The 21,336-nt window shown below is 29.7% G+C and carries 22 protein-coding genes; 8 read left to right on the forward strand and 14 right to left on the reverse strand.

Going from position 1 to position 21,336, the window contains the following annotated elements; all coding sequences use genetic code 11:
* Positions 1–26: 26 nt before the first annotated feature.
* Entirely contained in the window at positions 27–2,762 is a 2,736-nt protein-coding gene (locus tag IEW75_RS00525; protein ID WP_134248090.1) for a TonB-dependent receptor, read from the forward strand.
* Positions 2,763–2,971: 209 nt separating this feature from the next.
* The gene (locus IEW75_RS00530) at positions 2,972–4,927 is read left to right on the forward strand and encodes a beta-helix domain-containing protein (RefSeq protein WP_134248091.1); all 1,956 of its coding nucleotides are present in this window, start codon (positions 2,972–2,974) and stop codon (positions 4,925–4,927) included.
* A 74-nt stretch (positions 4,928–5,001) separates the two neighbouring features.
* On the opposite strand, the gene IEW75_RS00535 is transcribed toward IEW75_RS00530, so the two are convergent.
* A complete protein-coding gene (locus IEW75_RS00535; RefSeq protein ID WP_134248092.1) occupies positions 5,002–5,349 on the reverse strand; it encodes a toxin-antitoxin system YwqK family antitoxin in 348 nt (115 codons plus the stop codon).
* A 485-nt stretch (positions 5,350–5,834) separates the two neighbouring features.
* Here IEW75_RS00535 and IEW75_RS00540 point away from each other — a divergent pair, with 485 nt between their 5' ends.
* The 6 genes from IEW75_RS00540 (at position 5,835) to phoU (ending at position 11,211) form a co-directional block, all read left to right on the forward strand.
* On the forward strand, positions 5,835–6,842 hold the full coding sequence (locus IEW75_RS00540) for a hypothetical protein (protein ID WP_134248093.1): 1,008 nt from the start codon (positions 5,835–5,837) through the stop codon (positions 6,840–6,842).
* A gap of 82 nt (positions 6,843–6,924) precedes the next feature.
* Positions 6,925–7,851 (forward strand): PstS family phosphate ABC transporter substrate-binding protein, encoded by a 927-nt coding sequence (locus tag IEW75_RS00545; RefSeq protein ID WP_134248094.1) that lies wholly within the window; start codon positions 6,925–6,927, stop codon positions 7,849–7,851.
* Positions 7,852–7,992: 141 nt separating this feature from the next.
* A complete protein-coding gene (pstC, locus tag IEW75_RS00550; RefSeq protein WP_134248095.1) occupies positions 7,993–8,868 on the forward strand; it encodes a phosphate ABC transporter permease subunit PstC in 876 nt (291 codons plus the stop codon).
* Entirely contained in the window at positions 8,861–9,715 is an 855-nt protein-coding gene (pstA, locus tag IEW75_RS00555) for a phosphate ABC transporter permease PstA (RefSeq protein ID WP_134248096.1), read from the forward strand. The genes pstC and pstA overlap by 8 nt, the downstream gene beginning before the upstream one ends.
* A 113-nt stretch (positions 9,716–9,828) precedes the next feature.
* Positions 9,829–10,533 (forward strand): phosphate ABC transporter ATP-binding protein PstB, encoded by a 705-nt coding sequence (pstB, locus tag IEW75_RS00560; RefSeq protein ID WP_229714378.1) that lies wholly within the window; start codon positions 9,829–9,831, stop codon positions 10,531–10,533.
* Positions 10,534–10,545: 12 nt separating this feature from the next.
* Positions 10,546–11,211 carry a phosphate signaling complex protein PhoU gene (phoU, locus tag IEW75_RS00565; RefSeq protein WP_134248097.1) on the forward strand — a complete coding sequence of 222 codons (666 nt, stop codon included), beginning with the start codon at positions 10,546–10,548 and terminating at the stop codon, positions 11,209–11,211.
* 45 nt (positions 11,212–11,256) lie between these two features.
* Here the strand turns inward: phoU and IEW75_RS00570 are convergent, their stop codons facing one another.
* The 13 genes from IEW75_RS00570 to IEW75_RS00630 form a co-directional block, all read right to left on the reverse strand.
* Positions 11,257–12,402: an ATP-binding protein gene (locus IEW75_RS00570; protein WP_134248098.1), complete on the reverse strand. Its 1,146-nt coding sequence runs from the start codon at positions 12,400–12,402 to the stop codon at positions 11,257–11,259.
* 10 nt (positions 12,403–12,412) lie between these two features.
* Entirely contained in the window at positions 12,413–13,168 is a 756-nt protein-coding gene (locus IEW75_RS00575) for an SDR family NAD(P)-dependent oxidoreductase (RefSeq protein ID WP_134248099.1), read from the reverse strand.
* A gap of 110 nt (positions 13,169–13,278) precedes the next feature.
* Positions 13,279–14,205 carry a hypothetical protein gene (locus IEW75_RS00580; protein ID WP_134248100.1) on the reverse strand — a complete coding sequence of 309 codons (927 nt, stop codon included), beginning with the start codon at positions 14,203–14,205 and terminating at the stop codon, positions 13,279–13,281.
* 114 nt (positions 14,206–14,319) lie between these two features.
* Positions 14,320–14,805, reverse strand: coding sequence for a hypothetical protein (locus tag IEW75_RS00585; protein ID WP_134248101.1), 486 nt, complete (start codon positions 14,803–14,805; stop codon positions 14,320–14,322).
* A gap of 336 nt (positions 14,806–15,141) precedes the next feature.
* Complete coding sequence (gene atpG, locus IEW75_RS00590) at positions 15,142–16,002, reverse strand: ATP synthase F1 subunit gamma (RefSeq protein ID WP_134248102.1); 861 nt, start codon at positions 16,000–16,002, stop codon at positions 15,142–15,144.
* A gap of 145 nt (positions 16,003–16,147) precedes the next feature.
* Positions 16,148–17,725 (reverse strand): F0F1 ATP synthase subunit alpha, encoded by a 1,578-nt coding sequence (gene atpA, locus IEW75_RS00595; RefSeq protein WP_134248103.1) that lies wholly within the window; start codon positions 17,723–17,725, stop codon positions 16,148–16,150.
* A gap of 49 nt (positions 17,726–17,774) precedes the next feature.
* Positions 17,775–18,311, reverse strand: coding sequence for an ATP synthase F1 subunit delta (gene atpH, locus IEW75_RS00600; RefSeq protein ID WP_134248104.1), 537 nt, complete (start codon positions 18,309–18,311; stop codon positions 17,775–17,777).
* Positions 18,312–18,320: 9 nt separating this feature from the next.
* On the reverse strand, positions 18,321–18,821 hold the full coding sequence (locus IEW75_RS00605) for a F0F1 ATP synthase subunit B (protein WP_134248105.1): 501 nt from the start codon (positions 18,819–18,821) through the stop codon (positions 18,321–18,323).
* Positions 18,822–18,898: 77 nt separating this feature from the next.
* On the reverse strand, positions 18,899–19,090 hold the full coding sequence (gene atpE, locus IEW75_RS00610; RefSeq protein WP_090223467.1) for an ATP synthase F0 subunit C: 192 nt from the start codon (positions 19,088–19,090) through the stop codon (positions 18,899–18,901).
* A gap of 32 nt (positions 19,091–19,122) precedes the next feature.
* Positions 19,123–20,220 carry a F0F1 ATP synthase subunit A gene (gene atpB / locus IEW75_RS00615; RefSeq protein WP_134248106.1) on the reverse strand — a complete coding sequence of 366 codons (1,098 nt, stop codon included), beginning with the start codon at positions 20,218–20,220 and terminating at the stop codon, positions 19,123–19,125.
* 117 nt (positions 20,221–20,337) lie between these two features.
* Positions 20,338–20,733, reverse strand: a complete 396-nt coding sequence (locus IEW75_RS00620) for a DUF6168 family protein (protein ID WP_134248107.1) — start codon at positions 20,731–20,733, stop codon at positions 20,338–20,340.
* Entirely contained in the window at positions 20,717–20,947 is a 231-nt protein-coding gene (locus tag IEW75_RS00625; RefSeq protein WP_134248108.1) for an AtpZ/AtpI family protein, read from the reverse strand. Before IEW75_RS00625 ends, IEW75_RS00620 begins: the two co-directional genes overlap by 17 nt.
* Entirely contained in the window at positions 20,916–21,314 is a 399-nt protein-coding gene (locus IEW75_RS00630) for a bactofilin family protein (protein ID WP_134248109.1), read from the reverse strand. Before IEW75_RS00630 ends, IEW75_RS00625 begins: the two co-directional genes overlap by 32 nt.
* Positions 21,315–21,336 lie beyond the last annotated feature (22 nt).

The following is a 21,336-nucleotide window of genomic DNA, read 5'->3' on the forward strand; positions in this document are numbered from 1 at the left end:
TTTGCGTCAAGAAATATTAGACAAAAATGAAGAAAATTTTTACAGTAATTATAATACTTGTTAGTGCTGTTGTATTCGCACAAAACAAAGGAACAATTTCGGGTCTTGTTTTAGATAAAGAAGTGGATAATTCGCCATTGCCTTTTGCAAATGTTTTTATTAAAGGAACATCAATTGGAACAACAACAGAGTTTGAAGGAACTTATACTTTTAAAGCGGATGCTGGAACATACACAGTTGTATTCAGTTTTATTGGATATCAAACAGTTGAAATTCCAAATGTAGTTGTTAACGAAGGTGAAACAATAAAATTAGATCAAATTTTAAGTGCAAGTCAGGGAGTTTCTTTAAATGAAATTCAAATTACAGGTTCAACAAAAAAAGAATCTGAAAGTTCACTTTTAACTGAGCAAAAAAAGGCTACTGTTATTAAAGAAAGTATTGGAGCAGAAAGACTGGCAAAAACAGGTGTTTCTAATGCGGCAGTTGCAACTTCTAAAATTTCAGGAGTAACAAAAAATGAAGGATCAGGTGATATTTATATTAGAGGTTTAGGTGATCGCTATTTAACATCTACCCTGAATGGTTTGCCAATCCCATCTGATGATGTTGAAAAGAAAAATATCGATTTAAATTTATTCTCTTCAGATATTATTCAAAACGTTGGAATTAGTAAAACCTACAGTACCGAAAATTATGCAGATCAAGCTTCAGGAAATGTAGATATTACAACCAAAGAGTATAGTAGAGGTAAATTTTCAGTTGGAATTAGCGGAGGATCAAATACAACTGTTTTAAAAAATAATATTTTTAATAATTTTAGAGCAACTCAAAATAGTAACGATTTAAATTTTGGTTTTTACACTAAAAAATATGCTTTAATTGATGCTATTACTTTACAAAGTTGGAATACTGAAACTAAAAGTACACCTTTAAATTTTGGAATTTCATTAACCGGTGGCAAAAGGTTTCAATTTCTTAAAAAAGATGTAGCCGTATTTGCAACAGTTTCACACAATGGGTCTTCTAATTATGAAAGTGGAATTTTTAAAAAATATAGATCAAATGTTTTAAACAATTCATTTACAGATGTTGAAACTTATAAAACAACAATTAATACAACAGGGCTTTTAAACTTATCATACCGATTAAATAATAATCATAAAATAAAATTTACTAGTTTATTTATAAATAAAACTATTGATAATTTGTTCGAACAAGGTAGAAATAGAGAAGGTTTTGTTTTTGACCAAGACCCTTCAGAATATGGTGCTTTTGTAAGAGACCAAAATTTAAAACAAACTCAGATGTTTGTAAATCAAATTTTAGGAACGCATAATATTACTGAAAACAATACATTAAATTGGGGTGTTGGTTATAACTATGTAATAGCAAAAGAACCTAATAGAATTAGAAACGAAGTAAGTATTTTAGATGAAAATACTGTTCAGTTTGCACACGTAGGAGATTTTCAACAAAGAAAATCTGATCAAAAAATTAAAGATATAGAGTTAAACGGAACAATAAAAGATCAAATTACTTTCAATATCGATTCAGAGAATCCTTTGAAATTAAATTTTGGTGGGAATTTCCGTCAAAAAGAGCGAAATTTTAATTCCTTATTTGTAGGGGTTAGAGATAAAGGTTTTCAAGTAACGTCTATAGATGATTTATCTGTAGCATTTGATGAAATGTATTTTAATAATGGTACAATAACCTTAAGAGAAAGGCCAGAAGATATGTATAAAGCAACTCTTGAAACTTATGCTGGTTTTGCTAATTTAGATTTCAGCTTTAATAAACTAACTGGTAATATTGGTGTTAGGTACGAAAAAGATAATTTAGATGTTGATTGGGATGTTACCAATTACGTTGGAAGAATAGGCTCATTAAATAATAATTATAACAATTTAGCACCAAGTTTAAATTTGAAATATGAATTAAACGAAACTAACTTTATAAGATTTGCAGGTAGCAGAACTATTACGCTTCCAGAATTTAAAGAATTGGCGCCGTTTGAATATGTTTCACCAACAGGACGTGTAACTAAAGGAAATCCAGAGTTGAAAGAATCTACCAATTATAATGTAGATTTAAAATGGGAATTATATCCTTCTTCAAAAGAGTTAGTTTCTGCAACCAGCTTTTATAAAAGAATAGAAGACCCTATTAATTTATCGCAAACAAGAGGCTCTTCAGGTAATTTTTCTTACGATAATACTGGTGAACAAGCAGATGTTATTGGATTGGAATTTGAAACTAGACTTACTATTATTGAGAGAGAAAATAGTGATTTAAACATTAATTTTAACGCTACAAAAATGTGGTTTAATCAAGATTTATTAGAAGAATTTCAATACAATAATAAAACAACATCTAAGTTACAAGGTGCTTCAGACTTTATTGTAAACACCGCTTTAAGTTATTCAAATAATAAAGAGAATGAATTTAATGCAACGCTATCTGGAAATTATTCATCGGATAAAATTTATGCACTAGGTGCACCAGAGGATTTTAGCAACAGTGCAATATTGTATAATGATGAAATTATAGAAAAAGGATTTATAACACTTGATTTGGTTTTAAGCAAGCAACTAAGTAAACAACTTTCTGTAAAATTAGTTGGAAAAAACATATTAAATCCAAGTATTGAACAATCTCAAAAAGTAAAGCCCTTATCTTCAGAAATAGAAACAAATGAAATCATTAGTTCTTATAAAAAAGGTATAGATCTAGGTATTGGATTTAAATATACATTCTAAAACTAAAGATAATAAATACAAAAAGCAGTTGGCTAAATACTTTTAGGCAGCTGCTTTTTTTGCTACATAAAAAACAAGTAACAAAATATTAACATTTCCATTAAAAGCAGCTGATTTCATAATATATCCTTAATCTTCTCTTAAGATTTAAGTATTAGAATAAAGGGTTATTTGTATAAATTAATATAAATAAAATCAAATTTTAAAAAATGAAAAAAATGAACTATAAATTTATTGGAATAACAGCATTAGTAGCTTTATTTACATTATTTAGTTGTGATGATAGTGATCCCGACCCAATTGTAAATCCAACTGATGAAGTTGTTAAAAATTTAAAAATTGGAGTAATGAATGGTACTCTAGAAGAAGACTTTACATTAAATGCCTCAACAAATTACGATTTAACTGGTTCTTTTATTGTTGCAGATGGAGTAACGCTTACCATTCCTGCCGGAACTCAAATTGTTGCTGATAAGGGTGGTGTAGATGTTTATATTGCAGTATTAAAAGGAGGAAAAATTAATATTAACGGTACAGATAGTAATCCAGTTGTTATGTCTTCTGTAGATGGAAGCCCAGGAGACTGGGGCGGATTAACACTTTGTGGTAAAGCAACCACATCAGCTGGTGTAGATGCCGAAGCTGAAGTAGGTGGATTTATTTATGGAGGAACAGAAGATACAGATAGTTCAGGTGTAATTAAAAACTTAGTAATTATTGGTACAGGAGCTCAAATTAGTCTAGATTCTCAATACAATGGTGTTTCTTTTTACGCTGTTGGTTCTGGAACCATAGTTGAAAATGTAGCAGTAATTAATGGTTCTGATGATGGTGTTGAGTTTTTTGGAGGAACGGTTTCAGTAGAAAACTTATACTTAGAAAATAATGAAGATGATGCTATTGACTGGACAGAAGGTTGGAATGGAACAGTAGATAATGCATATGTAGTGCATACTATTGAAGGTTTTTCAACTGTAGTTGAAGCTGATAAAGCTAATGGAAATCCTAAAATTAATAATTTAACAGCTCTTTCAACAGTAGGAGGAACAGCTTTACAATTTAAATTAGAATCTGGAGCAACTATTTCAAATTTATATTTAAGTGGTTATGATACTAATATTGATATGAAAGACAATGGTGCTTTATCTAATGTTGTTATTGATGGTGTTGCCGCAACTACAACAGATAGTTATAATGCAGGCACACTTGTAGATATATCAAATTGGAACTTTATTAATGGTCAGTATGTGGCATTAGAAGTATTAAATGGAGACTTAACATCGAACAAAACATTAACTGCAAATACTAATTATAGTTTAACAGGTTCCTATATTGTTCAAGATGGAGTTACATTAACTATTGAAGCTGGAACAAAAATCACAGCTGATAAAGGAGGAGTTGATGTTTATATTGCAGTTCTTAAAGGAGGAAAAATTGACATTCAAGGAACAAAAAATAATCCAGTTGTTATGTCTTCTGTTAATGAGAGTCCTGGTGATTGGGGAGGTTTAACCATTTGTGGTAAAGCTACAACAACTGCAGGTGTTGATGCTGAAGCTGAAGTTGGTGGATTTATTTATGGAGGTACAGATGATACTGACAACTCAGGCTCAATAAAAAACCTAGTAATTAAAGGAACTGGAGCTCAAATTAGCTTAGATTCTCAGTATAATGGAGTTTCATTATATGCTGTGGGTTCAGAAACTGTAATAGAAAATATTGCTGTTATTAATGGAGCTGATGATGGAATAGAGTTTTTTGGAGGAACAGTTTCTGTATCTAATATTTATTTAGAAAACAATGACGATGATGCTGTTGATTGGACTGAGGGATGGAACGGTACAGTAACAAATACCTACATCTCACATACAGTACCTGGTTTTTCTACAGCTTTTGAAGGAGATAAAGTAAATAACAATCCTAAGTTTATAAATGTTACAGCAATTTCAACTGTTGATGGTACAGCATTGCAATTTAAATTAGAGTCTGGAGCAACTATTACTAATTTATATTTAGAAGGATACGCTAAGAATATTGACATGAAAGATAATGGAGCTCTTTCAAATGTTCAAATAGATGGTGCAGATGCCTCTACAACTAATGCCTACAACACAGGAACTAAAGTTGATATCTCAAGCTGGTCTTGGATCGGAAGTGAGTTATAAGTAAAATTTATTATAAATAAAAAAGGGTGCTAAAATTAGCGCCCTTTTTTTATATTAAAAATAATAGTTTTATATTAATTAACTACTAAATCTTTTTCTTCAACTTTTATAATTTTATTTTCATTGTATGTAACAACATTAATTTTATCTTTTTTAAAGTAGGTCCAAACACCATCTTTTTTACCACTTACATAATTAGCAATTGAAGTTTTATTTCCCATAGTATCATAACTTATCCAGATGCCATTTAACTTTCCATCTGCATCAAAAAAGCCCTCACGTTCAACAGCTTCAGTATTATCAGCAAAATAATAGGTAGCTTTCACTAAATTCTCATTTATCTTTTTGTATTCTACTTTTTGTTCTTGTGAAAATGCTGTTACACAAAACAATAAAATAACTACTTTTAAAATTGTTTTCATATATCTATATTTTTTAGTTATTATTTGTTGTTTTAATCTATATCAAATTTAAAGTATTAACAATGAATTTACTATTTGTTAACGTTAAGTTTACATTAAGTTTTTGAAAAATATATTTAGATTACTGATTTACACTTGTTTATATATTTGTCGTTTTGACTTCTAAAATTTGGAAAATAAAATTAAAAGATCTAAACCTATTAAGTTTATTTGAAGAAATGAACCAAATATTTAATGATTAAATAATATTTAAATTACATAAAACTTCAATAGAAATTAGACATTAGCCTTGTGAATTAGTTGTTATAATTAATGCACCATTTCATATAAATTATTAGTTTTTGTCAACAATGTTTTGAAATGAAAGACCGCCAAACCCTTGGCGGTCTTTGTTTTATGTAAATATTAGTAATTAAATAACATCCTGTTAACTTTAAATTAACAACCGTGTTAGTTCTTTGCAGTGACAAAAATTAATACAAATTATGAAAAATCAATTATTATTTCTAGGAGTTTTACTAGTTTCTATTGCTTCATTTTCCCAAAATTTAAATAAAGAATTTAATCCAAGTGGAGATGTTCAATTTAAAGTATTCTGGAACTACCATACAGACTTATCGGAAGGCGCAACACAAACTAGTGCCTTTGAATTAAAAAGAGCTTATTTAGGTTATAAGTATAATTTTAGTGAAGCAATTTCCGCTAAAGTAACATTAGATGTTGGTGACAACTCTGGAGGAAGTGCATATACGGCATACTTAAAAACAGCACAATTAGACTGGAAAGTAGCGTCAAGTATTAAACTAAGTATGGGTTTAATAGGAATGAAACAATTTAATGATCAAGAGAAATTTTGGGGATACCGTTATGTTTTTAAATCTTTTCAAGATCAAAATGGATATGGAAGCAGTGCAGATTTAGGTGTAAGTGCTGAATTTAAATTGAGCAAAAATTTAAAAGCAAATTTCTTAATTGCGAATGGTGAAGGCTATAAAAAATTACAAGATGAAGATGGAAAACAAAAAGTAGGTGGTAGCTTAATATTTACTCCTGTTAAAGGTTTAACAACAAAAATTTATGCAGATTCACAACCATCAATAGATTCTGATGCAATTACAACTATATCTTTATTTGCAGGTTACAAATCTAGCAATTGGAGATTTGGTGCAGAATATAATAAATTAAATAATGGTAAAAAATATTCAAGCCCAGCAGAAGATCATAATTTAGATGGTTTATCATTTTATTCTACCTACATAATTAATGATAAAGTAGAAATATTTGGACGATTTGATCAATTGAGTTCAAATACACTATCTGGAGCATCTAAAGCTTGGAATATATCTAAAGATGGAAATCAAATTATTGGAGGTATTCAATATCTTCCAGTTAAAGGATTAAGCTTTTCTTTAAATTATCAAGGGTTTAGTTTTGATAATGACTTATTAGGTAATAAATCTTTAGTGTTTTTAAACGCTGAGTTTAAATTATAATTAATCTTAAACAATTAATTTTCAGTTAACATAAACTTAACAACTGAATTAGTTCTTTGCAAAATAAATAAACACGATAAAAATGAAAAAATTAGTATTTATAATTTCACTAGCAATTGTAGCAATTTCTTGTGGAGAAAAGAAAGATCAAAAATCAGAATTAACAGGGGCAATTTCTATTGATGGTTCTGGAACAGTTTTTCCAGTTTCAGAAGCTGTTGCTGAAGAATTCTTAAAAGTGGAGCCTAAAGTTCGAGTAACTGTTGGAGAGTCTGGAACAGGTGGTGGTTTCAAAAAATTTGGAACCGGAGTTACAGATATAAGTGCTGCTTCAAGAGATATTAAAGGTAAAGAGATTGAATTATGCGAAAAAAATGGTATTGAATATCTCCAATTAACAGTTGCTTTAGATGGTATTACTGTTGTTGTAAATAAAAACAATACTTGGGCAAAAACAATGACAACTGAAGAACTTAAAAAACTTTGGGAACCAAATAGCTCTGTAGCAAAATGGAGTGATATTAGAGCTGAGTGGCCAAATGAAGATATTAATTTATATGGACCAAACACTTCACATGGTACTTACGATTTCTTTACAGAAGTAATTATGGGTGAATCAGGAGCAAGTAGAACAGATTACAATGCCGTTGCGGATTATAACATTGTAGTTCAAGGTATTGAAAAAGATGTGAATGCACTAGGTTATTTTGGTTTATCGTATTATGAAGAAAATAAAGATAAATTAAGTGTTGTTGGAATTGACAATGGTGCAGGTGCAGTTATACCAAGTATTGAAACTGTTGCAAGTAATGAATATGCTCCTTTATCAAGATCATTATTTATTTTTGTAAACAAAAAATCTGCACAAAGACCTGAAGTGGAGACTTTTATTAACTTCTATTTAGACAATGCTCCTCAATTATCAAAAGAAGTTGGTTACGTACCAATGCTTCAAAGTGGTTACGATGCACAAAAAGCAGCTTTTAGTAAAGTATTGGTTAAAAAATAATTACTATAACAAATTTTATTTGCCGGTAAGTATTCTTGCCGGCTAATGTATTATCTGAAGCGAGCATTTTAAAAAGTTTAATACTCAATGAAATGCTTATAGCAAACAGCATGTGACCGCTAAAAACAATAATATACACACATGAAATATAAAGAAAAACTAATTGAAAATTTTTTTAAGTTTTGTGCTTCAATTACCATTTTTACAACAATTGGTATTATTGCAGTACTGCTTTTTGAAAGTATTTCATTTTTTAGAGATGTTTCAATCTTTGAGTTTCTGACTGACACACAATGGACGCCTTTATTTAGTGAAAAACATTTTGGTATTCTTGCACTTGTATCTGGTACATTCTTAACAGCTGCAATTGCGATTGCTGTTGCTTTACCTATAGGATTAACAATTGCTATTTATTTAAATATGTATGCTCCTAAAAGTTTTAGAAAAACATTAAAACCATTTCTTGAAATTTTAGCTGCAATTCCTACGGTAGTATACGGTTTTTTTGCTTTAACAATTGTAACTCCATTTTTACAAACAATATATCCTGATTTAGAAACATTTAATTCATTGTCAGCTGGTATAGTAATGGGTATTATGATTATTCCTTTTATATCATCATTAAGTGAAGATGCTTTATATGCAGTTCCAAAATCATTAAAACTAGCCGCATTTGGAATGGGTTCTACTCGTTTTCAAACAGCTTTTAAAGTTATGGTTCCTGCTGCTTCCTCTGGAATAATTGTATCTGTTATACTTGCTATTTCAAGAGCTATAGGAGAAACTATGATTGTCGCAATTGCTGCAGGTCAACAGCCACAACTTACACTAAACCCTACAGTTCCTGTTCAAACCATTACATCATTCATTGTGCAGGTTAGCTCTGGAGATGCTCCTCAAGGTTCAGTAGAGTACAAAACAATTTTTGCAGCCGGTTTAACACTATTTTTATTTACGTTTACGTTAAACAGTGTTAGTTTTTGGATTAAGAAAAAATACCAAGAAAAATATGAATAATTTTCAAAAAAATAAATTAATTGATCATAGTTTTAAAATATTAGGAATGTTATTTACATTTCTGGGTATTTTAATTTTAGCCATTTTAATTTATAATATTGTAAAAGTTGGATATACAAGAATTAATTGGACTTTTTTAACAAGTTTACCTTCAAGAAAACCAGAAAATGCAGGGATTTATACAGCCATTATTGGAACATTAGATTTAATGTTGTTAACAGTTTTGTTTGCAATTCCAGTTGGCGTTGGGGCTGGTATATATTTAGAAGAATATGCTAAAAAATCCAAATTATCATCCTTATTAGAGATTAATATTTCTAATTTAGCAGGTGTTCCTTCAATAATTTATGGATTGTTAGGATTAGGGGTTTTTGTACGATTTTTTAATTTTGGTGGAAGTATATTATCGGGAAGTTTAACATTATCTCTTTTAATATTGCCTATAATTATTGTAGCTACCAGAGAAGCTATAAAAGCGGTTCCACATTCATTAAAGGAGGCATCTTTCGCTTTGGGAGCTTCTAAATGGCAAACTATAAAAAATGTTGTTTTGCCTTCATCCTTTGGAGGAATATTGACAGGAATAATTCTTTCTTTATCCAGAGCAATTGGTGAGACAGCGCCGCTAATTGTTGTAGGTGCTATGGCATATGTGCCTTTTGTACCTCAGTCAATTTTTGATACATTTTCAGTGCTTCCAATGCAAATTTTTAATTGGACCACAAGACCACAACAAGGATTTGCGATTGCTGCAGCTGGAGCAATAATAGTATTATTATTAATTACATTTGTAATGAATGGAATAGCCGTATATTTTAGAAATAGATGGCAAAAGAAACTGCAATAACAATGATAAAAATAAAAGAAAAAAAAATTGATTCAAAAAAAGTTGAAGATGGGGCTTCAAAAGATGGAGCTAAAATAGCAATAAAAGATGTAAAAGTTTGGTATGATGATTTTATGGCAATTAAAGGAATTGACATGACTATTAAACCAAATACGGTTACTGCATTTATTGGCCCATCTGGTTGTGGTAAATCTACATTTCTTCGTTTATTTAATAGAATGAATGATTATGTAGAAGGATTTAAAATGGAAGGGAAAATTAAACTGAATGGAACTAATATTTATAAGGATAAAATTAATGTTGAAGAATTGAGAAAAGAAGTTGGAATGGTTTTTCAAAAACCAAATCCCTTTCCGAAATCAATTTTTGAAAATGTTGCTTATGGACTTAAAATACAAGGGATAAAGGATAAGAAAATATTAAATGAACGTGTAGAAAAGGCTTTACGACAGGCAGACCTTTGGACAGAAGTTAAAGATGATTTAAAAAAATCTGCATTAGCTTTATCAGGAGGTCAACAACAACGTTTATGTATTGCAAGAACTTTAGCCGTTGAACCTTCAATTTTATTAATGGACGAACCAACATCTGCATTAGATCCAATCTCCACAGCAAAAATTGAAGATTTAATATTTGAGTTAAAAGAAAAATATACTATTGTTATTGTTACTCATAATATGCAACAAGCTAGTAGAATTAGTGATTATACTGCTTTTTTCTATATAGGAGAACTTATTGAATTTGACAAAACAAAAACTATTTTTACAAACCCTGAAAAACAACAAACCGAAAACTATATTACTGGTAGATTCGGATAAAACTATATTATTATGGTACAAAATGCAGAACATCATAGAAACTTATTAAATGAGTCAGGTCTTGAAATGCTTAATTTGTGCATTTCACAAATCGAAAAAGCTACAGAAGCTTTATTAAATAATGACGGTGATTTAGCAGAAGATGTAATGAATACTGAAACACGTATAAATGCCTTAGATTTAAAAATTGAAAATGATTGTGAAAAGTTTATAGCACTTTATACTCCTGTTGCTATAGATTTGCGATTTATAATGGCAGTCTTAAAAATCAACTTTGATTTAGAGCGCATAGGTGATCACGCTTATGATATATCTAAATATATTGTTGATTTTGACAAACCAATAGAACCACATCTTTTTAAAAATTTGAAATTTGAGAAAATGTATGCCACCATTATTTCAATGTTTGAAAATATTACAATTGCTTATGAAGAAAAAGATGTGAAATCGGCAAGAAAAGTCTTTAAAAAGGATAAAATTTTAGACAAAATAAATGCTGAATCTTTTTCTATAATAGAAAAAGAAATAAACAAAGATAATGCAATAATTGATCAAACATTATTAATGTTTGCTATAATTAAAAAGTTTGAACGCGTAGGTGATTTAATAAAAAATATAGCGGAAGAAATTATTTTTTATATTGATGCAGAAGTTATAAAACATAAAAGAAAAAAGTAATTTTCAACAATATTTCACTGTAAAAAACATTTTAAAGAGTATTATTTAATTTGCTGAAAAATTCACTTTTCTTAATACTCTTATAGCTTCTTTGTATCTTATATAACTGGTTTTATCTTCTAATTTTTTTAAGTAAGTCTTAGATTCTTTTAATTTTGAGTACGCTTTCGGAATTTCATTTAACGCACAAATCATATAATTAGTTGGTAGTTCTATTAAATCATTCTTTTGTTGAGCATTTAAAGGAAGTTTCTTTTTTAAATTACTTAAAACTGTATTGCAATTGTTAAATATTTGATATAACTCTTTCTTATTAAATTGTGGTGGTTTAAATAATAATTCTGTAACTATATCATGTTTACCATTTTCTTTAAAATAAATTACTGTCTTTTCTAGTGGATAAAAATCAAACTCATCATTAATTCTTAAAAAAACATATTCTGTAATAATAAAAGATTGTTTATTGTATTCTATTTTAACTTCATCTAAAGCAGAATAAAATAAACGAACTTGCTCATTTATCAATTCAATATCAACTCTAGAATAAAAAACTTTGTCGCCAACAACTTTTTTTTCTCCAGCCCAACAGAGTACAGACTGTTCGTTAAAAACTTTATATGTTGGATTATATGCTTCTTTATGTCGTTCAAAAAAATCGAAAACACCATCTAATGTTAGTTCAATATTGTTGCTTGCATTTTTTTCTATGGATTCTACAACTTCTTTATTTGTGCTTTTTAATTCAAACTTACCTAAGGTAGACATAGAGTTACTGCCTCTTCTATAAAAAATACGACCTCTTACATATTTCCATATATGTTTTTTTAAATAGGTTACTTTATTAATAGGATGTATGGTAACTAAGCCAATAACTTTATAGCGCGGCAGACTAGGAAAAGGAATGTTTTCATATTGTATTTTTGGGGGATTTTCTAAATAAGAATTAATTAAATTTTGAATTTTACTATCATCAAAAAAATCCACACCTTCTATTTTATTTAATTGATCTTCAACACCAATTACGATGTACGAATTATTTTCCGGATTTGAATTAGACAATGCACAAACGTGCTTTAAAAACTTGGCTTTTCCTTCTTTAGTATCTAACGAAATTTTTTGCTTTTTATCATAAAAGCTATTTTCATCGTTATGAGCCAATAAATTTTTTATTAATAACCGCTTATTAATCATTCTACTTTAGTTATTCTTTATTTAAAATTGTGGCACTCGCTTGTGCAGTTGGATAAACAATTAAATCTTCGATATTTACATGGGCTGGTCTAGTTACAACAAAATAAATAATCTCTGCAATATCCATTGCTTGCAGCGCTTTGTAACCTGCGTATACATTTTTAGCTTTTTCGGTATCACCTTTAAAACGAACTTCAGAAAATTCTGTTTCAACCGCTCCTGGATGAATAGCAGCAACTCTAATATTATGTTTATTTAAATCTATTCGCATTGCCTTATTTAATGCATTTACGGCGTATTTAGAAGCACAATACACATTTCCGTTTGGATACACTTCTTTCCCTGCAATGGAACCTATATTTACAATAAAACCATTATTTCTCTTTACCATTTGTGGCATAATTGCTTTTGAAACATAGAGTAATCCTTTTACATTAATATCTAACATAGCGTCCCAATCCTCTATACTTCCATCTTGAATACTACTTAATCCATGCGCATTTCCAGCATTATTAATTAAAATATCAATTTTTTTAAATGCAGAAGGTAAAGAATCTATTGCCTTAACTACGGCTTCCTTATTACTAACATCAAATTGCAGAGTGGTAACATTGGTTAGTTTACCAAGTATATTTTTTAATTCTAAAAGACGTTCGCTCCTTCTTCCACATAGAATTAAGTTTATTTTATTTTTCGCAAAAATTTCTGCTGTTGCTTTTCCAATTCCAGAAGTTGCTCCTGTTATAAATGCTGTTTTAGATTTCATTTTAAAAAAAGTTTTAGAAATATAAAGATACAAAAAAACCGCTCCAAGAAGGAGCGGTTTAGTTAGTTGGTTACTTTAAGATAACCAACCAAAAATCAACTAACCAAACTTTATTTTAAATTTCTTCTAATTTTTGTCTCTCTTTGTATTTTAGTTCGTTTTCTACCGTCATTACTTACACTTTCTTTCGTGTTTTTTGCAGAACTATTTTTTAAATATTGAATGTAACCTCTTCCGTTAAACTCATATGTTGTTCCAGAATCTATGTGATACAAACTAATCTTTCCATCATTAATAACGCTTAGCTCAAACTCTTCAGTACCGTACGAATCATAATTTAATGTTAAAATTTTTAAATTGTCGTATCCTTGAACGTCATATACTACATAGCCTCCTACATAATCCCAAAATATATTAGCAATATTTGTGCCAACTTCGTCCTGTGAAGAATAAAATGTTGTTAAATTTTCAGGTGTAAAAGCTAAAAAGTTTTCATAATCAAATTCATTTAAAGCTCCACTTTCACTTGTATAGGTTTTTGCCCAAGCATTGTACTCTTGTAAAAAATATTCTATGTTATCATAAAATATTTGGTCGTAATCAAAACTATCTTTTTGATATCCTTCTAAATAATAAGTTACGTTGTTATAATTGTCTTTTAATTTAATTCTATCACTTGATATTTGAATAACATCAAAATCATAATATCCATCTAATTGATGATCAACTTCTAAAAAACCATTATAAGTATCGTAATTTCCAATTTGAATTCCATATCCATTTCCAGTTGTGCCTATACCTACCAGATTATTATTAGCAAATATTCTTCCATTTCTAAATGAAATAGTAAATGCTTTAGATAAAAAAGCCACATCTCCAGTTCCTGTTGTTTTATTATAATCTATATACCACAAATCGTAATTTGTAATAACACCTTCTAACGTTTCGTAATAATCGTCATCATCTATTATAACACTACAAGAAGAAAATGATACTCCTAAAATAAGGGTTGCAAAAAGTAATTTTAAAGTTTTCATAATCTTTTGTTTTTAGGTTATACTAAAGAATTTCAAATTCTATGCCAAAAAATTATCTGTGCATTTTTAATTTTATAAACGTCTTATAAACTGACCATTAACTTGAATAAAAAATTAGAGTTTTCCTGTTGTTTTTAGTTCCACAACATTCGTAACTTTATAATATGCTGTTGAATTTTCAACAATATATGAGATTACTGCCTCGTTAAGGTTTAATTGAAAAGGTATTTTTTTTGAAATATCTGGAAGTTCATTTCTAAATTCTTTTTTAGGATCACTGTGTAAAATATAATCTTTCATTCTATTTGGTAAAATAAAAGTACCTATATAAACATTTTTAAGGGTTGAAATATCTTTCTGTAATTTTGCAGACATATTTCTAAAATATATAGAATCTAACACAATATTGGAATTATCAATTTCAAATTGAACTGAATATCCTTTTACTCCTGGCTGCCCGCCAACCCAAGTATTATAGAACGCATTAGTAATTTTAAATGGAGGATTTTGTTCTAGTTTAATACTAGATTTTGAAGCACTACAGCAAGAAAATGCTAAAACAAGTATTCCGGAAATAAATAGGTATATTATTTTGTTCATTTTACTAGTATTTAGAATTATATAACAAAACACATACCAAATTACAAAAAAATAAGGCTGTTTAAAAAGTTTTACTTTTTAAACAGCCTTATAAATATATTACTAAACTAAGGTTTCTTAATTATTCAAAGCTTCAACAATTTTGAGAATTTGGCTACATTAACATTTCGCCTAATTATTCAAAGCTTCAGCAATTTTATAAAATTTGGCTACATTAACATTTCGCCTCATTATTCAAAGCTTCAGCAATTTTATAAAATTTGGCTACATTAACATTTCGCCTAATTATTCAAAGCTTCAGCAATTTTATAAAATTTGGCTACATTAACATTTCGCCTAATTATTCAAAGCTTCAGCTCCTCCAACAATTTCTAAGATTTCGTTGGTGATAGCTGCTTGACGTGCTTTATTATATGTTAATAATAAATCGTCACGTAATTCTGTTGCGTTATCTGTTGCTTTATGCATCGCTGTCATACGAGCACCATGTTCCGATGCAAAAGAATCTCTAATTGCTTTGTATAATTGTGTTTTTAATGATTTCGGAATCAATTCTAACACAATTTCAGCTTTTGATGGCTCAAATATGTAATCTGCATTTGAGGTTACCGTATCTTCTGCTGGTGCTATTGGTAAAAATTGCTCTATAGTAGTAATTTGAGTAGCAGCGTTTTTAAATCGGTTATAAACCAATTCAACTTTGTCATAATTTCCTTCAGCAAACAAATGCATTATCGTATCCGCAATAACAGCAACATTATCAAAGGTTAACTCATCAAAAATTTCATTATTGTTTTGAACAACTGTATAATTTTTTACTAAAAGATCATTTCCTTTTTTACCAATGGTTAACAAATCTACATGTTTCCCTGCATAAGAATTTTCAATATGTTTAGTAACCCCTTTAATTACAGACGAATTAAAACCACCACATAAACCTCTATTGGAAGTCACTACAACTAATAATACTTTTGAAATTTCTCTTTGTTCAGAATAAACACCACCAACTTCACCTTCTAACGTTGCGCTTAAGTTTTGTAAAAGTTCCGTAAGTTTTTCGGCATAAGGACGCATTTGCGTAATTGCATCTTGTGCTTTTTTCAACTTTGCAGCCGATACCATTTTCATGGCACTGGTAATTTGCATTGTTGAACCAATGGATGTAATTCTGTTACGTATTTCTTTTAAGTTTGCCATTCTAATTTTATTTGTCATTCCGCACTTAATGCGAAATCTTTTTAAATGAACTTCAAATTATGAGATTCCCGCTTTACTCATTTAATCACATTTTAAATTAATGAATTCGTGAATCTTCGATTTCACGGGAATGACAATTTATGTTTTATGCGTATTTTGCTGAAACTTCTTTTGCCGCACTTGTTAAAGTATCGATAACCTCATCAGTTAATTTACCAGCTTTTAAAGTATCTAACGCATCTCTATGCTTAGCGTTTAAATATTGAATATAATCGCTTTCAAATTCTTTAATTTTATCAATAGGAACGGCTCTTAACAAGTTTTTAGATCCTGCATAAATAATTGCAATTTGATCTTCAACTTTAAAAGGATCTGCTTGATTTTGTTTTAAAATCTCAACGTTACGTTGTCCTTTTGAAATTACATTCATTGTAGCTGCATCTAAATCTGAACCAAACTTAGCGAACGCTTCTAATTCACGGAATTGTGCTTGATCTAATTTTAAAGTACCCGCAACTTTTTTCATAGATTTAATTTGTGCATTACCACCAACACGAGATACAGAAATACCTACGTTAATTGCTGGACGAACACCTGAATTAAATAAATCTCCATCTAAGAAAATTTGTCCATCAGTAATTGAAATTACATTTGTTGGAATATATGCCGAAACGTCACCTGCTTGTGTTTCAATAATTGGTAAAGCTGTAAGTGAACCTCCACCCTTCACTTTTCCTTGTAAAGCATCTGGAACATCATTCATTTGTGCAGCAATAGTATCATCGTTAATAACTTTTGCAGCACGTTCTAATAATCTTGAGTGTAAGTAGAAAACGTCACCTGGATACGCCTCACGTCCTGGTGGACGACGCAATAACAAAGAAATCTCACGGTATGCAACTGCTTGTTTAGATAAATCATCATAAACAATTAAAGCTGGACGACCTGTATCTCTAAAATATTCTCCAATTGCAGCACCTCCCATTGGAGCATATACTTGCATTGCAGCAGGATCCGATGCGTTAGCAGCAACTATTGTTGTATATGCCATTGCGCCTTTTTCTTCTAATAAATTTGCAATATTAGCAACTGTAGATGCCTTTTGACCAATTGCAACATATATACAATATACTGGTACACCAGCATCGTAAAATTCTTTTTGATTGATAATAGTATCAATAGCAACTGTAGATTTACCAGTCTGACGGTCACCAATAATAAGTTCACGTTGACCTCTACCAATTGGAATCATAGCATCAACTGCTTTAATACCTGTTTGCAATGGTTCGGTTACTGGCTCACGAAAAATAACACCTGGAGCTTTACGCTCTAGTGGCATTTCAAAAGTTTCACCTTGAATAGCACCTTTACCATCAATTGGAAAACCTAATGTATTCACAACACGTCCAACAATTCCTTCACCTACTTTTAACGAAGCAATTCTTTCAGTACGTTTTACGGTAGAACCTTCCTTAACTGCTTTAGAATGACCTAATAAAACAACACCTACATTGTCTTCTTCCAAGTTTAGTACAATTCCTTCTAATCCATCTTGAAACTCAACTAGCTCACCATATTGAACATTTGCTAAACCGTACACACGTGCAATACCATCACCTACTTGTAATACTGTTCCTACTTCGTCTAATGAAGCCGATGCTTCAAATCCTGCTAATTGTTGTTTTAAAATCGCTGATACTTCAGCTGGTTTTATTGATGCCATTTTATATATTTTTTAAAACTAAAATCTTTTATTTATAAATTTGAAAAAACTAGTTTTCAAATTGTCTTTTTAATACTTGTAATTTATTTGAAATACTTGCATCGTATTGAACATCGCCAATACGCAGTATAAATCCACCAATAATATCAGGATTTACAATATTTTCTATAGTTGCTTCTTTGCCCGTAATTTCTTTTACTTTGGCAAGCACTTGTGTATTTAATGCATCAGTTAATGGAACAGCTGTAGTTACTTTTGCAACTTCAATTCCTTTTAACTCATCAAAAATAATTGTGTATTTTTTTGCTACATCCGTTAAAATTGCTAATCTTTTATTTTCAACTAAGAGATCGATTAATCCTATAGTTAAACCAGATACTTTTGAAGAAAAGACTTCTTTTAAAGCTGCCTTTTTTAAATCAGATTTTAAAACTGGACTATTTAAAACTAACTGTAATTCTTTACTTTCTTCAATTGTAGTAACAACCACCAACATATCGTTGTTCACTTCAACCTCCTTAGATTGTTCAAGTGCAAAACTTAATATTGCTTTTGCATACCGCACTGCTGCTCTAGATCCGCTCATTTTAATAATTTAGCTAATAGTTACTTCTTTTAATAGCTCTTCAACAAGTTTAATTTGCTTGTTTTTGTCTGCCAACTCACCTCTAACAACTTTTTCTGCAATACCCACTGATAATTCCGCAACTTGATTTTTTAAATCTGTAATTGCTGCCTGCTTTTCCGCTTGAATAGTTTCTTGAGCTTGTTCCACTATTTTACTAGCTTGTGCTTGCGCTTCATTTTTAGCTTCAGAAATAATACCTTCTTTCATTTCACGTGCTTCTTTTAAAAGTGTGTCACGTTGTGCACGTGCTTCTTTTAAAATTCGCTCATTATCTGCATTTAGGTTTTGCATTTCTTTACGTGCATTTTCAGCTTCTTCTAGAGCATTTTTTATGCCATCTTCTCTTTCATTAACTGAATTTAAAATAGGTTTCCAAGCAAATTTATTTAAGAAAAATACTAGGATAACAAACAAAATTAACATCCAGAAAAATAATCCCAGTGAAAACTGTTCTATAAGTTTGTCCATATTATATAGGTTGTTATTTTTTAATTAATAGTTAAACAATAGCTACAACCAACCGTTGTAGCTATTTGTTTGTTTTTTTAAGCTGCAAATAAAGCAGCAAATCCAATACCTTCAATCAAAGCTGCTGCAATTAGCATAGCAGTTTGAATTTTTCCTGAAGCTTCTGGTTGACGTGCAATAGCTTCCATTGCTTGTCCTCCAATTCTACCAATACCAATTCCAGCACCGATAACAATTAAACCAGCTCCAATGTAATTTAGACCTTCCATATTATATATATTAATTAATTAAACATTCAATTTTAATGATCATCATGCTCTTCTACTGCCATACCAAAGTACAATGCAGATAACATAGTGAAAATATATGCTTGTAGCGTTGCTACTAATAATTCTAATAAAGCTAAAATAAATGCCAATCCAAATGATAACGGACTACCAATCCAGCTTTTAAAAATAAACATTAAACCAATAATACTCATTAATACAATATGACCAGCTGTAATGTTTGCATACAAACGAATCATTAATGAAAATGGTTTAATAAAAGTTCCTAACAACTCAATTGGAGCTAAAATTATTTTCATTGGCCAAGGCACACCTGGCATCCAAAAAATATGCTTCCAGTAATTTTTGTTACCTGTAAATGTTGTTAGTAAATACGTTATTAATGCCAAAGCAAAAGTAACCGCAATATTATTTGTTACGTTAACTCCCAGAGGGGTTAAGCCTAGTAAGTTAATAATCCATACAAAGAAAAATACAGTTAACAAGTAACTCATATATTTTCTGTAATGTTTTTTACCAATATTTGGAATTGCAATATCATCTCTAATGTACAATACAACTGGTTCTAATAAACGCCCTACACCTTTTGGCATTAAGTTACCTTTATAAGATTTTGCCATTCTGGTAAACACAAAGAACATTAAAATTGCTACAAAAAGAATAAAAACTACATTTTTAGTGATAGAGAAGTCTAACGGTTTCACGTTTGTTGCGTGGTGTTCCTCATCGTAATTTATAGTTCCTTCAGTATCTGTTTTATATATTTTGTTGTGATACAACTTATAATAGTTACCATCAACTTCGGCTAATGTTTTTCCGTGATTAAATTTTGAAGAAGAAAAAACTTTTAAACCATTATCCCATAAAATTACTGGTAATGGGGCTCCAAAATACTTCTTTTTTCCAGCATCTGTAGTATAAGAAAACAATGAAAAATCGTAAGAATCTAACAAGTGATGTGCTATATATTCTTTAATCTCAGTTTTAATATCTTTCTCCTTATGAGATGATTCCCCATGAGCTTCTTTAGAAGCATCATGTTGTGCATTTGCTGAAATTGTTACCGCCAAGAGTAGTAACGTAAGTATTTTTATCAAGTTAATTCTGTGCATATCACTTTATTAATAGTGTTCTCTAAAAATATTTTGCAAATGTACGGTTTTATATTAGAAACCAAAAAATATTTTTTGGATGTTTTTCTATATATAAATAGGACTATTTAAACCTATTTACAGTTTGTTATTCAATAGTTTGGATACATAAATTGTTTCTAGTAATAGACACGTTACATAAGGCACTAAGAACGATGCCGATTCGAACCCATTTATGCTTCCATTTTGCTTAAAAGCTGGAAAGAAAAAAAGAAAAAAAACAGCAAACTTTAACATACTTCCTCCCATAAAAATAAAACCGAGTAAGTCTAAATATTTTTTTCTGAGCTTATACAAAGCAACAAAAATAATAATTGCAAGTATAAAGTTTATACTGTAAGAAGCTATAATTAAATTATTAAAAAGAGGTGTATTTAAATAGTTTAAAACAACTATATGAATTCCAAAAACAACAGTTAATAAAACAAGTAATTTTAAGAAAAAAATAAGTATTGGGTTAGTCGTATTTGTCATTTATGTTTTTTAACTGTGCCAAAACGCTCCAAATTGCTGCAACTAAAGAAAGTAATGTTAATATAATAGTATAAATTTTACTATTGGTTTCAAAATAAGAATCTAGCCACTTTCCAAAATAGACACCTAAATAAATGGTAATTCCCATTTGAATTGCTACACCCGTTAATTGCAGATATTTATTAAGCTGTTTTTTCTTTTTTTGATTGTCCATTTTTTAGTTCCTTAACAGCACCTTTCATAGCGCAAGTTGCATTAAATTCTGCTCCAGGTTCTACAGATAATTTTCCAATAATTACATCTCCAGAAATTTTTGCTGTTGCTTTTAAAGATAAAACACTATGCACTATTAATTCTCCTGCAAATTTACCTTCAATATCAGCGTTACTGCACTCTACCTTACCGCTTACAGTTCCAGAAACTCCAATAACAACTCTTCCTTGGGTTTTAATAGTTCCTTCAACTTTACCATCTATTCTAAAGTCTCCTTCTGAAATTACATCTCCAACTATTACAGTATTTTTTCCAATTATATTACGTTCTAAAACTTGTGGTTGCTTTTCTTTTTTTTCTGAAAACATGATGAATGAATTTTGGGGTTTA

Origin of the sequence: Lutibacter litoralis (assembly GCF_014646675.1) — a bacterium.
GTDB classification, from domain to species: Bacteria; Bacteroidota; Bacteroidia; order Flavobacteriales; family Flavobacteriaceae; genus Lutibacter; species Lutibacter litoralis.

What these genes read in the sequence shown, in the direction of transcription:
- IEW75_RS00525 (WP_134248090.1), top strand. Translation starts at nt 27, where the DNA reads ATGAAGAAAATTTTTACAGTAATTATAATACTTGTTAGTGCTGTTGTA.
- IEW75_RS00530 (WP_134248091.1), top strand. Translation starts at nt 2,972, where the DNA reads ATGAAAAAAATGAACTATAAATTTATTGGAATAACAGCATTAGTAGCT.
- IEW75_RS00535 (WP_134248092.1), bottom strand. Translation starts at nt 5,349, where the DNA reads ATGAAAACAATTTTAAAAGTAGTTATTTTATTGTTTTGTGTAACAGCA.
- IEW75_RS00540 (WP_134248093.1), top strand. Translation starts at nt 5,835, where the DNA reads ATGAAAAATCAATTATTATTTCTAGGAGTTTTACTAGTTTCTATTGCT.
- IEW75_RS00545 (WP_134248094.1), top strand. Translation starts at nt 6,925, where the DNA reads ATGAAAAAATTAGTATTTATAATTTCACTAGCAATTGTAGCAATTTCT.
- pstC (WP_134248095.1), top strand. Translation starts at nt 7,993, where the DNA reads ATGAAATATAAAGAAAAACTAATTGAAAATTTTTTTAAGTTTTGTGCT.
- pstA (WP_134248096.1), top strand. Translation starts at nt 8,861, where the DNA reads ATGAATAATTTTCAAAAAAATAAATTAATTGATCATAGTTTTAAAATA.
- pstB (WP_229714378.1), top strand. Translation starts at nt 9,829, where the DNA reads ATGGCAATTAAAGGAATTGACATGACTATTAAACCAAATACGGTTACT.
- phoU (WP_134248097.1), top strand. Translation starts at nt 10,546, where the DNA reads ATGGTACAAAATGCAGAACATCATAGAAACTTATTAAATGAGTCAGGT.
- IEW75_RS00570 (WP_134248098.1), bottom strand. Translation starts at nt 12,402, where the DNA reads ATGATTAATAAGCGGTTATTAATAAAAAATTTATTGGCTCATAACGAT.
- IEW75_RS00575 (WP_134248099.1), bottom strand. Translation starts at nt 13,168, where the DNA reads ATGAAATCTAAAACAGCATTTATAACAGGAGCAACTTCTGGAATTGGA.
- IEW75_RS00580 (WP_134248100.1), bottom strand. Translation starts at nt 14,205, where the DNA reads ATGAAAACTTTAAAATTACTTTTTGCAACCCTTATTTTAGGAGTATCA.
- IEW75_RS00585 (WP_134248101.1), bottom strand. Translation starts at nt 14,805, where the DNA reads ATGAACAAAATAATATACCTATTTATTTCCGGAATACTTGTTTTAGCA.
- atpG (WP_134248102.1), bottom strand. Translation starts at nt 16,002, where the DNA reads ATGGCAAACTTAAAAGAAATACGTAACAGAATTACATCCATTGGTTCA.
- atpA (WP_134248103.1), bottom strand. Translation starts at nt 17,725, where the DNA reads ATGGCATCAATAAAACCAGCTGAAGTATCAGCGATTTTAAAACAACAA.
- atpH (WP_134248104.1), bottom strand. Translation starts at nt 18,311, where the DNA reads ATGAGCGGATCTAGAGCAGCAGTGCGGTATGCAAAAGCAATATTAAGT.
- IEW75_RS00605 (WP_134248105.1), bottom strand. Translation starts at nt 18,821, where the DNA reads ATGGACAAACTTATAGAACAGTTTTCACTGGGATTATTTTTCTGGATG.
- atpE (WP_090223467.1), bottom strand. Translation starts at nt 19,090, where the DNA reads ATGGAAGGTCTAAATTACATTGGAGCTGGTTTAATTGTTATCGGTGCT.
- atpB (WP_134248106.1), bottom strand. Translation starts at nt 20,220, where the DNA reads ATGCACAGAATTAACTTGATAAAAATACTTACGTTACTACTCTTGGCG.
- IEW75_RS00620 (WP_134248107.1), bottom strand. Translation starts at nt 20,733, where the DNA reads ATGACAAATACGACTAACCCAATACTTATTTTTTTCTTAAAATTACTT.
- IEW75_RS00625 (WP_134248108.1), bottom strand. Translation starts at nt 20,947, where the DNA reads ATGGACAATCAAAAAAAGAAAAAACAGCTTAATAAATATCTGCAATTA.
- IEW75_RS00630 (WP_134248109.1), bottom strand. Translation starts at nt 21,314, where the DNA reads ATGTTTTCAGAAAAAAAAGAAAAGCAACCACAAGTTTTAGAACGTAAT.